Here is a 13,354-nt window from a genome sequence, read left to right on the forward strand (position 1 = left end):
GGTTCGCCATCCAGTTTGAAGACCGGGTGCCGCAGACTTAAACGAAAACCCGTTTACACAGAATCCAGTACACCCCCGCATCGCTGATCTCGTTGTAGCCTCCGCTTCCGACTTGTCTATTGCTTGACCAGCTCGACCCGGCGATTCTTTTCGCGTCCGGCATCGGCATCGTTCGAGGCCGCCGGCGCGTACGAGGCCACGCCCTTGGCGCTCAGCCGCTTGGCATCGACCTTGTAGTCCGCCGCCAGCACCTTGATCACCGACTCCGCCCGCTTCTGCGACAGCTCCAGGTTGTGCGCCAGCGCGCCCTGGTTGTCGGTATGGCCGACCACGTACAACTTCAGCTTGCCATCTTGCTGCAACAGCTTGGCCATCTCGGCCAGCGCGGCCTTCGATTCCGGCTTGACGTCGGTCTTGTCGGTGTCGAACAAGACGCCGTACACGGCCACCTTGCCGTCGGCCGCGATGCCCTTGGCCATGTCGGCCGCGTTCAGGTTGACCGACACCTTGCCTCCTTCCATCGCCTTGGCTTCGACGACCTCGACGTAGATGCCGCCCAGCTTGTCCTGCACCGGCGCCACCGTATACACGCCCACGTGGATCAGCGAGCCGTCCGGGCGCGTGCCTTTGGCCAGCAGGTAGCGCTCGTCGTTGCGGCCGTAGTTGAACGGCTCCCAGCTGGCTTCGCCGCCCTGGATGAAATGATCGCCGACGCGTTTGTCGAGGAAGAATTCGCCGAAGCCCTTGCCGCAGGTTTCCTTGGCGCAGGCGAACATGGTTTTCAGGCCGGCCTTTTCCAGCGCCGCCTGGTAGTTGCGCATCACCTCCAGCGCCGAGCGTTCAGGCGGGAAGTTATAGGCCATGCGCGTGTATTTGCCTTCCAACAGCAGCGTGCTGTCGAACGCCATCTGGCCGCCCTTGTTCTCGCCGCGCTTGCCGGCTGGCAGCATCACCTCGTCGAATTCCTTGAGGCCGTAGCCGACCATCTTCGACCCTTCAAAGCGCGACAGCAGCGGATGATCCTTGCCGCCTTTGACGGTATCCTGCGCCGGCATCTTTTGGGCATGGACGAGGCCGGCACACAGCAGCAATGGAAGAAGGCGATAAGCACGCATGGCGGTCCTGTCAGAGGAAAGTTGAGGAACGTCGATTGTAGGCAGGGATTGCCTTTAGATCAATCTTAACCTTTCAATCGTGCCGGCCCCGATGGTCAATCCGATCGCTCGGTCTGCGCGGATGGGGTTGTGCAATCGTCCAGGTATCAGCGATATTCTTTGGTATGCCAAATCCTCAAAATGTAGATCGAGGAATCGTTGATCTCATAGCGGATTTCGTAGTGCTTGACCAGGATGCGGCGCACCTCGCGCTGGCCGAATTCGTGGAGGCGCTCGCCAATTCGCGGATTGGTGAGTAAGTTGTCAGGAGCGGAGGCTAACGCACCGATAGTCCGATTGGCGGCTTGAGCATCAGTTTGGCTCAAGAATTCATGAAGCCGCTCCAAGTCGGACAGCGCCTTGCTTGTCCAACGCAGTTTCATTATTTTGGCAGCGGCAGCTGATTTGCTGTGGCCAGACTTTTCGCCCACGACTTGACGTCGTCGTGATCTACATAGCGATCAGAGGCGACATCGTCGAGTGCTTCCAGCGTCAAGAGTGTGCGCGCATTGGCGTGGGCTCCTGGTACTTGATGACCTTCTATTTCTTCGAGCAGGGCGCGCAGCAGAAGCTTCTTATCCGCCAAGCTCAACGACTTGATGCTTTCTTCAATTTCACTGACTGTTACGGACATCATCGTCTCCCGAGGATTCAATCGGCTACTTTATTGTAGACCTTGTCAGTCGCCATAAGTTCAATCAACCATCCAAATAAAAAGCCAGCTTCCGAAGAAGCTGGCTTTTCTGTGCAGCGAGGCTTATGCCGGCAATTACATCATGCCGTCCATACCGCCCATGCCGCCCATACCACCCATGCCGCCCATGCCGCCACCAGCTTTGTCTTCGCTGATTTCAGCGATCATGCAGTCGGTGGTCAGCATCAGGCCAGCGATCGATGCTGCGTTTTGCAGTGCCGAACGGGTGACTTTAGCTGGATCCAGAACGCCCATTTCGACCATGTCGCCGTAGGTGCCGTTGGCTGCGTTGTAACCGTAGTTACCTTTGCCAGCCAGAACCGCTGCAACCACCACCGAAGCTTCTTCGCCGGCGTTTTGCACGATCATGCGCAGTGGCTCTTCCATGGCGCGCAGAACGATCTTGATACCTGCGTCCTGGTCCGGGTTGTCGCCTTTGACGGTGATCGAGGCACGAGCGCGCAGCAGGGCTACGCCGCCGCCAGGAACGATGCCTTCTTCCACGGCAGCGCGGGTAGCGTGCAGTGCATCTTCAACGCGGGCTTTCTTTTCTTTCATTTCAACTTCGGTGGCTGCACCGACTTTGATCACGGCAACGCCGCCGGCCAGCTTGGCCACGCGCTCTTGCAGTTTTTCACGGTCGTAGTCCGAGGTCGCTTCTTCGATTTGCACGCGGATTTGCTTGACGCGGCCTTCGATCGCTTCAGCCTGGCCAGCACCGTCGATGACGATGGTGTTTTCCTTGCCGATTTCGATACGCTTGGCTTGGCCCAGCTCTTCCAGCGTGATTTTTTCCAGGGTCATGCCGACTTCTTCAGCAACCACTTGACCGCCGGTCAGGATCGCGATGTCTTCCAGCATGGCCTTGCGACGGTCGCCGAAGCCTGGGGCTTTGACTGCGCAGGTTTTCAGGATGCCGCGGATGTTGTTCACAACCAGGGTCGCCAGTGCTTCGCCTTCGATGTCTTCGGCGATGATCAGCAGTGGACGGCCGGCTTTAGCGACTTGTTCCAGTACCGGCAGCAGATCGCGGATGTTCGAGATCTTCTTGTCGCACAGCAGGACGAATGGATTGTCCAGGATCGCGACTTGCTTCTCTTGGTTGTTGATGAAGTATGGCGACAGGTAGCCGCGGTCGAACTGCATACCTTCAACGATGTCCAGCTCGTCGTTCAGCGACTTGCCGTCTTCCACGGTGATGACGCCTTCTTTGCCGACTTTTTCCATCGCTTCAGCGATGCGCTCGCCGATCGAGTAGTCCGAGTTGGCCGAGATCGCGCCGACCTGGGCGATTTCCTTGGTAGTGGTGCAAGGACGGGCCAGGATGGCGATCTGCTCGACGGTGGCAGCAACTGCCTTGTCGATGCCGCGCTTCAGGTCCATCGGGTTCATGCCGGCGGCTACGAACTTCATGCCTTCGCGCACGATGGCCTGGGCCAGCACGGTCGCGGTGGTGGTGCCGTCGCCGGCGTTGTCGCTGGTGCGGGAAGCAACTTCCTTGACCATCTGCGCGCCCATGTTCTGCAGCTTGTCTTTCAGTTCGACTTCTTTGGCGACCGATACGCCGTCCTTGGTGACGGTAGGTGCGCCGAACGAACGTTCCAGCACCACGTTGCGGCCTTTAGGGCCCAGGGTGACTTTGACTGCGTTGGCCAGGATGTTGACGCCTTCAACCATTTTGGCGCGCGCTGCGTCGCCGAAAATTACTTCTTTAGCTGCCATGTTGTTTCTCCAGAATTAGGTGAGTACGATTGCGAACGTGCGTGTCAATTACTTGACGACGATCGCCATGATGTCTTCTTCGCGCATGACCATCAGTTCCTGACCGTCAACTTTGACGGTTTGGCCGGCGTATTTGCCGAACAGGACGCGGTCGCCTACCTTGACATCCAGCGGACGGACTTTGCCATCTTCCAGAATCTTGCCATTGCCGACGGCGAGTACTTCGCCTTGATCCGGTTTTTCAGCAGCCGCATCAGGGATGATCAGGCCGGACGCAGTTTTGGTTTCCTGGTCGAGGCGTTTGACGATTACGCGATCGTTCAAAGGGCGAAGGTTCATACAAAACTCCTTAAATTAACAATGGAACAGTTTGTTGCCACACCAACAAGGTTGCTGAGGCGGAAAGTTTGGCCGAGAGCGCTGTTAGCACTCCCTTGGAACGAGTGCCAATTATAGGGACGGTATTGGGCTATTTCAAGACATACTTGCTGAATTGATGTGAATGAGCCGGCTCAGGCGGCCGGCAGGGACAGCTGGAAGCACACCTGGCCCGGCTCCGCATCGGCCAGCGCCAGGCTGCCGCCGTGCGCCACGGCGATGTCGCGCGCCAGCGACAAACCCAGTCCTACGCCCGGCACCCGGCGCTGGTGGGCCTGGTCGGCCCGGTAGAAACGGTCGAACAGGCGGTGCCGGTGTTCGGCGGCGATGCCGTCCGATGCATTGCTGACGTCGATGCACCACTGCTCGCCCTGGCGCCGGGCCGACAGCGCGATCCAGCCGCCCGGCTGGCCGTATTTGATGGCATTGCTGACAAGATTTTGCAACACCTGGCACAGCAGCTCGGCGTCGCCGCGCACGGCGATGCGGTCGGGCAGGGCCAGCCGCAGCGGGCGCCCGGCATCGAGCAGGCCGATGTCCTCGGCCAGTTCGTCCAGGGCGGGCCGCAGGTCGAGCGGGCACATGGGAATGGCCAGTTGGCCGGCGTCGGCCCGCGCCAGCAGCAGCAGCTTGCGGACGATGCTGTCCAGCCGCCGCACCTCGTCCAGCATATTCGCCAGGCCCTGTTCCAGCACCGGATCGGCCCCGGCCTGGGCGAAGCTGCGTTCCAGCTCGCCCTGCAGGATGGTCAGCGGCGTCTTCAGCTCGTGGGCGGCGTCGCCGGAAAAGCGCGCCGCCTGCAGGAAGCTGCGCTGCAAGCGGTCCAGCATGGCGTTGAACACGCTGACCATCTGGGCGAATTCCAGGTCTTCCTCGGCGGCCGAGACGCGCTGGTCCAGCTCGCTCGCGGTGAGCCGCACCATGACGCCGGTCAGGTGCTCCACCGGCCGCATCGCGCGTCCGGCCAGATACCAGGCCAGCGCGCCCATGGCCACGGCCAGCACGCCGATGGCGGCGGCGAAACGGACCAGGCTGGCGCGCACCTGGGCATCCGACAGGCTGCGGTTGACCGCCACCCAGATCGTGACGGAGCCGTGCACCGAACTGCCGATGCGCCAGCTCTGGCCGCCGCCGTCGACGGTGTGCAGGCCGGGGCCGCGCGGCAGGCTGGCGCTGCCGAACACGCGCTGCCAGGCCGGGCTGCGGTACTGCGGGCCGCGGCCGGCGTCCTCCACCAGCAGCAGGGCGTGCGCCAGCGGGGCGCTGTCGGGCGGGGCGAAGCCGCCGAAGCTGGCGTTGAGCTGGGCGTCCGTGGCCGGCCACAGCGCTTGCGGCGTGGCCTGGAAGCCGGGCCCGGCCAGGTGGGCCGACAGCATGTGGTCGATGATGGCGGCGCGGCGCTGGATGATGGTGTAGCTGGCCATCGCGTACAGCAAGATGATGGCGGCCAGCGCGGTGAGGGTGGAGCCGAGGGCGATGCGCAGCCGGAACGAGCGCAGGCGCGGCCAGCGCGCCCTCACGCCACAGCGTCCGGCTTGCGCAGCCGGTAGCCGACGCCGCGCACGGCCTCGATGGCCACGCTGTCGGGCAGTTCCAGCTTCTTGCGCAGGCGCTGGATGCAGACGTCCACCATATTGGTTTGCGGCTCGAAATCGTAGCCCCACACATGTTCCAGGATCTGGGTGCGGGTGTAGACCCGGCCCGGCGAACGCATCAGGTATTCCAGCAGGTTGATTTCGCGCGCGGTCAGCTCGGCGGCGCGGCCGTCCACCTCGGCCACCCGGCTCAGGCGGTCCAGCCGCAGCGGCCCCAGGGTCAGCACGTTCTGCCGTTCGCCGCTCACGCGCCGCAGCAGGGCGTGGATGCGCGCCACCAGCTCCTCCACGTAGAAGGGCTTGGCCAGGTAATCGTCGGCGCCAAGGTTGAGGCCGGTCAGGCGGTCGTCCAGTTCGTTGCGGGCGGTCAGCAGGATGACGGGCACGTTGCGCCCCTCGCGCCGCATGGCCTTGAGGATGGACAGGCCGTCGCGGCCCGGCACCATTACGTCCAGCAAGACCACGTCGTAGTCGCGGGCCAGCGCGTAATCATAGCCAAGGTTGCCATCTTCGCAATGGTCGACCAGGAAACCGTGTTCACGCAGGCCGGTGCACACAAAACTGGCAATTCGTTGTTCATCTTCTACTAAAAGCGCTTTCATGGCGGCATTGTCAGGGTTGGCCCGGCCGCCGTCAATCCCGGCCCTTGATTACAGCCTTGTAATCGTTCTGTTTGGCAAACTGTCATTTTCCCTTGATTTAATGCAAGTGTACCAAACCATTAAAAGGGGTAAAGATGAGTATCGGCAGCTGGTTGAAGAAAAATGTGGTGAAACCGATCGCCAAGGTGGTCGACAAGGTCGGCGACACCGTCAAGGACATCGGCGGCGATCTGAACGGCATCGGCGCGGCGTTCGAGTCGGTGGGCAACGACATCGCCGCGGCAGCCAAGAAGATCAGCGAACTGGGCTACACCAAGAAAAGCCTGGGCAACGGCGACAATCATTACACGGCCAGCTCGCTGGGCGCCAACATCATCCACGGCGACGGCGGCAACGACAGCATCACCGTCACGGCCGGCGCCTACAACAACCTGTACGGCGACGACGGCAACGACACCATCGTGGTGCGGGTGGGCGGCTACAACCGCATCGACGGCGGCAACGGCGACGACAACATCCGCGTCGAAGTCGGCGTCTACAACAAGATCACCGGCGGCGCCGGCAACGACACGGTCACCGTGACGGCCGGCGCGGCGGCCGACGTCGACCTGGGCGACGGCAACAACTCGCTGTCGATCAACAGCGCCTACAACGAGATCACCGCCGGCAACGGCAGCGACCGCGTGACGGCCAACGGTGGCTGGAACAGCATCGACCTCGACGGCGGCGACAACACCGTCAGCGCCAACGGCGGCGCCAACACCGTCAACACCGACGGCGGCAACGACAACATCACCGTCTACGGCGGCGCCAACAAGGTCAACGCGGGCGACGGCTGGAACGTCATCAACGCCGGCGGCGCCTCCAACATCATCAACACCGGCAAGGATGCCGACACCGTCACGGCCGACGGCGCCAGCAACGTCATCAACACCGGCGGCGGCGACGACCGCATCACCGTCAAGGCCGCCAGCAACGTGATCGACGCCGGCGAGGGCACCAACACGGTGACGGCCGATGGCGGCAACAACCACATCACGGCGGGCGGCGGCGACGACACCATCAAGGCCAACGGCGGCGCCAACGAAGTCAAGGCCGGCAACGGCAACAACAACGTCACGCTGAACGGCGCGGCCAATGTGCTGACTTCGGGCACCGGCTGGGATACGGTCAACGCCGCCGGCGGCGCCAACGTCATCGGCACCGGCGCCGGCAACGACAAGGTGCAGGCCGTGGGCGGCGCCAACGTCATCAACGCCGGCAGCGGCAACGACCTGGTGGTCGCGCTGGGCGGCGCCAACGGCATCACCGCCAGCGACGGCAAGGACAACATCGTGGCCGGCGGCGGCGCCAACGTGGTGATCGACGACGGCGGCGGCAGCAACATCGTGCTGGGCGGCCTGCTCAACATCGCCTACACCGGCGGCGCCGGCAACCGGGTGGCCGCGCTGGGCGACAGCAACGCGCTGGTCAGCAACCAGGGCGGCAACACCGAAGTGGCCGTCGGCGTCAACAACGTGCTGCTGGCCAACGGCAGCGGCAACACGCTGGTCGGCGTGGGCGGCGCCAACCTGGTCGCCACCACCGTGGGCGGCGACACCGTGGTCGCGCTGGGCGGCGCCAACGTCGTGCTGACCGAACTGGGCGGCATGGTCAAGGCCGCCACCGGCGGACTGGCTAAGGTCTTGGCCGACGCCATGCCGAGCAAGGCGGTCGCCACCGCCATCAACAACGCCAGCGCCAAGCTGGCCTCCGCCCTCAACAGCGGCGCCGGCAACGATGTCGTGGTGGCAGTGGGCGGCAACAACGTCATCTACACCGGCGCCGGCAAGGACGTGGTCACGGCGGTCGGCGGCAACAACATCGTGCTGGCCAACGGCGGCGACAACGTCACCACCGCGCTGGGCGGCAACAACATCGTCGTCAACATGGCCGGCAACAATGTGGTGACGGCGGCCGGTTCGGTCAACGTCATCGTGACCGGCCTGGGCGACGGCCTGGCCGACGTCACCGCCAAGCTGGGCAGCGTGGCCGGCGGCGCCACCAAGGCCGTGGCTTCCTTCATCGGCAGCAACGTGGCTCACGGCGACGGCAACGACGTGGTCAGCGCCATCGGCTCCACCAACGTGGTCTACACCGGCGGCGGCAACGACACGGTGACCGGCATCGGCGCCAACAACGTGGTGTGGAGCGGCAGCGGCAACGACGTCGTCACCGTGTTCGGCGCGCGCAACGTGGTGTGGGGCGACGCCGGCGCGGACACGATCACGGCCGTGGGCGCCAACAACCTGCTGGCCAGCGGCAACTACGCCGAAATCGGCGCGACCGCCGTCGGCCTGGTCGATTCGCTGACCTCCGGCGTGGCCGCCACCGACCTGGTGGCCAAGGCCGGCCTGTCGGGCCTGGCCTCCAGCCAGAGCGGCCGCGACGTGATGACGGCGTTCGGCAAGAACAACGTGCTGATCGGCGGCAGCGCCGACACCGTCGCCACCGCGCTGGGCGTGAACAACCTGGTGCTGACCGGCGCCGGCAACGACGTGGTCAGCGCCATCGGTAGCAAGTCCGGCATCGTCACCGGCGCCGGCAACGACGTCGTCACCGTGGTCGGCACCTACAACGTGGTGTCGGCCGGCGGCGGCAACAACGTCGTCACCGCGCTGGGCAAGGGCAACCTGATCGAAGGCGGCAGCGGCGACGACGTGCTGACCGCGCTGGCCTTCGGCACCGCGTCCAAGTCGGTCAACGTCAACGGCAACCTGATCGTGGCCGGCGACGGCAACAACGTCGAAACCGTGGTCGGCAAGGACAACGCCGTGATCGGCGGCAGCGGCAAGGACGTGCTGGTGATGATCGGCTACGGCGGCGGCAACACCAGCACCACCACCAACGAAGCCGAAGGCACGAACCAGACCACCACCAGCACCACCAAGGGCAGCACCCAGTTCAACCTGGGCTGGACCGGCGCCGGCAACGACACGGCTGTGGTGTACGGCGACCACAACGTGGTGCTGGCCGACGCCGGCGACGACTTCCTGGTCGTGCTCAACGGCGGCAGCAAGCTGAGCTACTCCAGCGTGACCACCGAGGCGGTCGAAGGCTCGGACAAGGCGCAGACCACCAGCTCGACCAAGGTCAGCATCGACACCGGCATGAACTTCGTGCACGCCGGCGACGGCAACGACACCATGATCCTGGCCGGCACCACCACCATCGGCATGGGCGGCACCGGCAACGACCTGATCGTTTCGTCCGGCCAGAACAACGTCGCCATCGGCGGCGCCGGCAACGACACCATCATCGGCCTGGCCGAGATTACCGTGTTCAACGCGGCAGAAGCCATCGTCGAAAACGACTACGAGTCGGCCGGCGACTGGGTGGGCGCGGCGATGAACGCCAATTTCATCCGCTCGCAGTACGGCGCGCTGGCCAAGGGCGACCTGGGCAAGCTCAACCTGGTGGGCAATGTGATCGTCGGCGGCGACGGCAACGACACCATCTTCGCCACCAATGCCGGCAGCTATGTCGGCGGCGGCAACGGCAACGACACCATGATGGGCCTGGGCTGGGGCGTGATCGACCACCTGCTGGTGGGCAAGGCCAACGCCCTGAACGCGGCCTGGACCGATGCGGGCAAGGGCTTCGACGCCATCACCAAGTATTTGAACACCACCTTCACGGATGAGATCAGCAAGGGCTGGGGCGGCGTGGCCGACAGCATCAAGGCCGAGCTGGCCAAGGCGACCGCCAGCGGCGGCAAGTTGGCCGACGGCCTCAATACGGTCGGCAACGATGCGCTGTCCGGCATCGCCAGCATGACCGGCCTGTCCACTTCCGGCATCGACGTCGCCACGCCGCTCAAGTCCGCGCTCGACGGCGGCAAGAGCGGCCTGACCACGGCGGTGAACGGCATCAGCAGCGGCGTCAACTACGTGGCCGATGCCGACGTCGGCACGGCCCTGGCCGACGCCAAGGACTGGACCGGGAGCGCATTGAAGACGGCTTCCAACGCCAGCGGCGACGGTGTGAACTGGTTGGGCAAATACCTGGGCGTCAACCTGCACCTGGGCGACTTCCAGGGCGCCGACTTCTTCATCGCCACCATGCTGGCCTACACCTTGGGCTACAAGTACGCCGGCAACAACCGCCTGTTCGGCGGCGCCGGCGACGACACCCTGTACAGCGGCATGGGCAACGACGCCCTGTACGGCGGCGGCAAGGACACCTATGTGATGTCCATGGGCGACGGCAAGGATACGGTGCATGAAGTGGCTGGCGGCAACGACATCCTCAAGTTCACCGGCAACAAGCTGTTCAGCAGCGTCACCATCGCCGCCGATCGCGTCAAGGCCAACATCGACGGCTCCGACCTGGTCATCAACTATGTCGATGGCGGCAAGTCCTACGCGCAGTTCACGGTGGCCGACTATGCCAAGACCACCTTCAGCGAGCTGGACCTGGTTGATGCCAGCGGCAAGCAGGTGGCGGCGATCAACTTCGCCGAACTGGTGGCGCAGGCCGACCACGGCAGCAGCCCGTACGATATGGCTGCCACGTGGACGGCGGACCGCATGCACACCTTTGCCGATTTGCTGACCGCGTCCATCACGGGTGGCAGCGCCGGCGTGCAGTTGGTGGGCGTGGCGAGCTAAGCGCCACGCTGTAACGGACGGCTGAAGACTAGTGGCGCTCGCCGCGGGTCTTCAGCTGGTCCAGCAGCACCGCGGCGAGCAGGATCACGCCGCGCATCAGATACTGGTAGAAGGCGTCGACGTCGAGCAGGTTCATGACGTTTTCTACCGTCCCCATGATCAGCACACCGATCAACACGCCGAACATGCGCGCCTTGCCGCCTTGGAGCGACACGCCGCCCAGCACACAGGCCGAAATCACATCCAATTCAAAACCCTGCGCCGCATTCGGCTGGCCGCTGGTGATGCGCGAGGCCAGGATCAAGCCGGCCATCGCGGTGACCAGGCCTTGCAGCAGGAAGATCCACACGCGCAGCCGCTCGACGCGCACGCCGGCCAGGCGCGCCGCTTCCGGATTGCCGCCGATGGCCAGCGTGTTGCGGCCGAAGACGGTCTGGTTCAGCAGCACGCCGAACACCAGGAAGCAGCAGGCGCACACCAGCACCGGCAGCGGCAGGCCGAAGATGCGGGTGTCGCCGAAGTTGATGAAGGCGTCGTTGCTGATGCCGACCGCCTGGCCCTTCGAGACGATGAAGGCCAGGCCGCGCACCATCAGCATGGTCGCCAGCGTGGCGATCAGCGCGTTGACGCGCAGGTAGGCGATCAACACGCCGTTGCAGGCGCCGATCAGCGCGCCGGAGGCCAGGCCGGCGCCCACCGCCAGCAGCACGCTGCCGCTCTGTTCCAGCACGATGGCGCCCAGCACGCCGGCGAAGGCGATGGTGGAGCCGACCGACAGATCGAAATCGCGCGAGGCCAGGCACAGCATCATGGTGCAGGCGACCATGCCGATCTGCGCCACCGACAGCATCAGGCCGACCACGTTCGTCAGCGAGAAGAAGTTCTCGACGGTGACGGCCAGCACCGCGAACAGCACCACGTAGGCCAGCGGCATGCTGTATTCAACCAGCCACTGACGCTGGGCCTGGGACACCGCGGGCTTGGCGGCGGGATTCAATTGCGAGACGTTCATGCGATGCTCCGGTTGGGAAGTGCGGGCGGTTCAATGTGGGCGGGAGTGGGGGTGATCGAATCGGGCAGCGCCAGGCGCAGCACCTCGGTTTCGCTGGCGTCGGCGCGCGACAGTTCGCCGCAGATTTCGCCCTCGCGCATGACGATCACGCGGTCCGAGATGCCCAGCACTTCCGGCAGCTCGCTCGACACCACGATCACGCAGCAGCCGCGCTCCGCGACTTCGTGGATGATGCGGTAGATATCGTTCTTGGCGCCGACGTCGATGCCGCGCGTCGGCTCGTCGAGGATCAGCACCTTGAGGCCGGGTTCGGCCAGCCAGCGCGCCAGGATCACCTTCTGCTGGTTGCCGCCGGAGAGCAGGCGGATTTCCTGCTGGCGGTTGGGCGTCTTGATGCGCAGGCGGGCGATGAATTCATCGGCCAGCGCCGCTTCGCGCTTGTGGCGCAGGAACAGGCCGCCCAGCAGGTCGTGGCGGCGCACGCTGATGTTGATGTTCTCCGCCACCGAGGCGGTGGCCAGGATGCCTTGTTCCTTGCGGTCCTCCGGGCACAGCACGATGCCGGCCGCGATGGCGGCGGACGGGCCGGAGGTCGACACGGTCGCGCCATCGAGCACCACGCTGCCGGCGCTGCGCGCGTCGGCGTTGTACAAAAGGCGCATCAATTCGCTGCGGCCGGCGCCGACCAGGCCGAAGAAGCCCAGCACCTCGCCGCCGCGCACGGAAAAGCTTTGCGGGCCTTTCACATGTTTGCCGTCCAGGCCTTGTATCTTCAGGCGTTCTTCGCCGAGCTGGCGGGGGCGGTAGTCGTAGATGTCGCTCAGTTCACGGCCCACCATGTCGCTGATCAGGCGCTCGCGCGGCACGTCGGCCATCACGTCGTGGGTGACGATCTTGCGGCCGTCGCGGAAGATGGTGCAGGCGTCGCACAGCGCGTACAGCTCTTCCAGGCGGTGCGAGATGTAGATCAGCGTGCGGCCGTCGGCGCGCAACTCCTTCACGAGGCGGAACAGGATCTCGGTTTCGCGGTGCGACAGGCTGGAGGTCGGCTCGTCGAAGGCGATGACTTGCGCGTCCTGCATGATGGCCTTGCAGATCTCGACCATCTGGCGCTGCGCGATCGACAGGTCGGCCAGCCTGGCGTCCGGCGCGAGGTCGACGCCGATGGCGGCCAGCTTCTCCGCCACGATCTTGTGGGCTTTGGGCTTGTCCAGCAGGCCGAAACGGGTGGGCATGCGGCCCAACAGAATATTCTCCGCCACGGTCAGTTCGGGCACGTATTGCAGCTCCTGGTGGATCACGGCGATGCCGGCACCGATGGCATCCTTGGCGCTGGTGAAGCGGCACTCCTTGCCATCGACCAGCAGGCGGCCGCCGTCCGGCTTGTATTGGCCGCCGAGGATCTTCAGCAGCGTGGACTTGCCGGCGCCGTTCTCGCCCAGCAGGCCATGGACCTGGCCGGCGTGCGCGGCGAAGCTGACGCCGTTGAGCGCCTTCACGCCGGGGAAGACCTTGCTGACCTGGTCAAACTGCAGGTACGCGGTCATG

Annotated in this window: 10 protein-coding genes; 1 reads left to right on the plus strand and 9 read right to left on the minus strand. The window is 64.5% G+C overall.

Annotated features, from left to right (window positions below):
- Positions 1-116 precede the first annotated feature (116 nt).
- The 7 genes from AC1RMD_RS20685 to AC1RMD_RS20715 form a co-directional block, all read right to left on the minus strand.
- Positions 117-1,115: an OmpA family protein gene (locus AC1RMD_RS20685; RefSeq protein WP_492928914.1), complete on the minus strand. Its 999-nt coding sequence runs from the start codon at positions 1,113-1,115 to the stop codon at positions 117-119.
- Positions 1,116-1,261: 146 nt separating this feature from the next.
- Positions 1,262-1,537: a type II toxin-antitoxin system RelE/ParE family toxin gene (locus AC1RMD_RS20690; protein WP_492928916.1), complete on the minus strand. Its 276-nt coding sequence runs from the start codon at positions 1,535-1,537 to the stop codon at positions 1,262-1,264.
- Positions 1,537-1,791: a hypothetical protein gene (locus tag AC1RMD_RS20695; protein ID WP_492928918.1), complete on the minus strand. Its 255-nt coding sequence runs from the start codon at positions 1,789-1,791 to the stop codon at positions 1,537-1,539. The genes AC1RMD_RS20690 and AC1RMD_RS20695 overlap by 1 nt, the downstream gene beginning before the upstream one ends.
- A gap of 132 nt (positions 1,792-1,923) precedes the next feature.
- On the minus strand, positions 1,924-3,570 hold the full coding sequence (gene groL, locus AC1RMD_RS20700) for a chaperonin GroEL (RefSeq protein WP_492928920.1): 1,647 nt from the start codon (positions 3,568-3,570) through the stop codon (positions 1,924-1,926).
- A 48-nt stretch (positions 3,571-3,618) separates the two neighbouring features.
- Entirely contained in the window at positions 3,619-3,909 is a 291-nt protein-coding gene (gene groES, locus AC1RMD_RS20705) for a co-chaperone GroES (protein WP_008451606.1), read from the minus strand.
- Positions 3,910-4,082: 173 nt separating this feature from the next.
- Complete coding sequence (locus tag AC1RMD_RS20710; RefSeq protein ID WP_492928922.1) at positions 4,083-5,468, minus strand: sensor histidine kinase; 1,386 nt, start codon at positions 5,466-5,468, stop codon at positions 4,083-4,085.
- Positions 5,465-6,145 (minus strand): response regulator transcription factor, encoded by a 681-nt coding sequence (locus AC1RMD_RS20715; protein WP_492928924.1) that lies wholly within the window; start codon positions 6,143-6,145, stop codon positions 5,465-5,467. The genes AC1RMD_RS20710 and AC1RMD_RS20715 overlap by 4 nt, the downstream gene beginning before the upstream one ends.
- 134 nt (positions 6,146-6,279) lie before the next feature.
- Between AC1RMD_RS20715 and AC1RMD_RS20720 the strand changes: the two genes are divergently transcribed.
- On the plus strand, positions 6,280-10,794 hold the full coding sequence (locus tag AC1RMD_RS20720) for a beta strand repeat-containing protein (RefSeq protein ID WP_492928926.1): 4,515 nt from the start codon (positions 6,280-6,282) through the stop codon (positions 10,792-10,794).
- 28 nt (positions 10,795-10,822) lie between these two features.
- Here the strand turns inward: AC1RMD_RS20720 and araH are convergent, their stop codons facing one another.
- Positions 10,823-11,806: an L-arabinose ABC transporter permease AraH gene (araH, locus tag AC1RMD_RS20725; RefSeq protein WP_492928928.1), complete on the minus strand. Its 984-nt coding sequence runs from the start codon at positions 11,804-11,806 to the stop codon at positions 10,823-10,825.
- Entirely contained in the window at positions 11,803-13,353 is a 1,551-nt protein-coding gene (araG, locus tag AC1RMD_RS20730; protein WP_492928930.1) for an L-arabinose ABC transporter ATP-binding protein AraG, read from the minus strand. Before araG ends, araH begins: the two co-directional genes overlap by 4 nt.
- Position 13,354 lies beyond the last annotated feature (1 nt).

It is taken from the genome of Duganella sp. GW822-FHT06D06 (assembly GCF_058799615.1).